At 29.6% G+C, this 1941-nt stretch carries 3 protein-coding genes; all 3 read left to right on the forward strand.

The genetic code is table 11. The features are described 5' to 3' along the window. Nucleotides 1-199: 199 nt before the first annotated feature. From RMO83_RS09645 to RMO83_RS09655, 3 genes are read left to right on the forward strand one after another with little or no spacing between them, the layout of a single operon-like run. On the forward strand, nt 200-1144 hold the full coding sequence (locus RMO83_RS09645; RefSeq protein WP_310559472.1) for a hypothetical protein: 945 nt from the start codon (nt 200-202) through the stop codon (nt 1142-1144). Between the two features lie 30 nt (nt 1145-1174). Continuing rightward, nucleotides 1175-1636 (forward strand): DUF6934 family protein, encoded by a 462-nt coding sequence (locus RMO83_RS09650; RefSeq protein WP_310559473.1) that lies wholly within the window; start codon nt 1175-1177, stop codon nt 1634-1636. Beyond that, on the forward strand, nt 1633-1785 hold the full coding sequence (locus RMO83_RS09655) for a hypothetical protein (RefSeq protein WP_310559474.1): 153 nt from the start codon (nt 1633-1635) through the stop codon (nt 1783-1785). The genes RMO83_RS09650 and RMO83_RS09655 overlap by 4 nt, the downstream gene beginning before the upstream one ends. Nucleotides 1786-1941 lie beyond the last annotated feature (156 nt).

Genomic DNA, 1941 nt, shown 5'->3' on the forward strand with positions numbered 1-1941 from the left:
AAGCTGACTACTTGTAGTTGGTGACGGGAAATTCCTTGGATGTGTTGCATCACTAAATTTACAAAAACTTTATTTTTCTTACAAGTATTTTAGTATATTTGTTGATAGGATTGTGAATGTTTTTTCACAGTCTGACGTTGGTGGCTAGTATCTCCGAAAATACAGCCAAAATAAAAATTAAACAAAAAACAAAAAATTTATGACAACGGAAATCGCAAAACAAAAACAATGGTTTGACAACAAAATTTTACTTATTGTCCTTTTCTTTATTCTTCCTCCATTAGGTATTTATGGAATGATTAAGCACAAAACTGATAGTTGGAAAAAAATACTTTACATCGTTCCATCTGCTATATTTACACTTTTAGTAATAATTGGAATTGTTGGAGCTGTTTTTATTGACAATTATAAACAAGGTGTAGATTATTACAACAAAAAAGAATACATAAAAGCTTATGAAAGTTTGTCAAGAGTTTCTCAAGATGACAAAAACTATTCTGATGCAATTTCTAAAATAAACGAAATAAAGCCAATAGTTGATAGTTTAAAAATAGTTGAAGAAAACGAAAAAATTGCAAAAGAAAATGCTGAAAAAGCTGAAAATGAAATAAAAAACAGCGAAAAAACAGCGAAAGAAAACAAAGAAAAAATCAGGGACAACCCAAGTTTAGCATTTCCAAAAACTCAACAAGATTTTTTAAGCGTTTTACAATCAACCGAAAATGAGTATAAAGAGCAACCAAACGAACTAAAAAAATCTGCTGTAAAAACTAAACGTGGAAATTTAATAAAAAATGCTTTAGGTAATACTCGGAATTTTGTTGAATGGATTGGAATTGTTAGAAATATGGAAACGACTAGCAAAGGTAAAGCAATATTTGAAGTTGAACTTGAAGGAACTGGTGTTACAATTATGACAATGAATAATGAATTCTCGGATTTGTTTGGAAACACATTAATTGACCAAAAAAATCCTTTGTACAATATTATTGCAGAATTAAAAAAAGGAGATAAAGTTAGAGTAAGTGGCGAGTTTGTTGAATCTCCAGAAAATGATTACGTTTATGAATTAAGTATGACAGAATCTGGAAGTATGAAAAACCCAGACTTTATTGTGAAATTTAATAAAGTGATTAAACAATAAATTTGTATTTTTGTAAAAAAAAATTAAATAATGAAGTATCAAAGATATGAATATCAGACCGAAGACGAACTTCATTATTTTGAATTTACAAGTATTGGTCCGAAAGGAGAGATTAAAAAAATAGTAGAATATACAAAAGTAAGTGTTGATAATATTTACAATCTTGGGTTTGGCGATTATGATAAAGAAGGAAACAGAATTGACGACAAGATTGTAACAAACAATGGAGATAGTCAAAAAGTTCTTGCAACGGTAGTTTCGACTGTATATGCTTTTACTGGCAAATATCCCGAATGCTGGGTGTTTGCAACGGGAAGTACAGAAGTTAGAACTAGATTATATAGAATGGGAATTACGAATAATTTAACCGAGTTGCAAGTAGATTTTTTTGTTTACGGTATGAAAATGGACGAAAGTCTTGAAGAATTTATAATTGGAGAAGATTATTTAGGATTTTTAGTAACTAGAAAAAATAAAAACATAAAATTATGAAAATAAGTGATTTAAATGAAGCAAAAGTTCCAATAGTAAAAATTGATAAATCTTTGGAAAGATTTAGAGGAAAAGTTTTATTTCCTGAAAAATTGGAGTTAGCTAACAAATTATTAGCAAATATAAAATTACCGAAAATTACTGCATAAATATTATACCAGCCACCAACAGCTAGAGTTTCGTTGCGTGCGCAGCACGAACAATGAAACTCCTGTTGAACGGAACCGGAGTACCTGCCGTTAACACTATGGAGTTATCGTAAAGTTTTGAAAGAGAATTACAAGAGGCAAGTGAGCCTCTTTTTT

Origin of the sequence: Flavobacterium sp., from assembly GCF_031423415.1 — a bacterium.
GTDB lineage: Bacteria > Bacteroidota > Bacteroidia > Flavobacteriales > Flavobacteriaceae > Flavobacterium.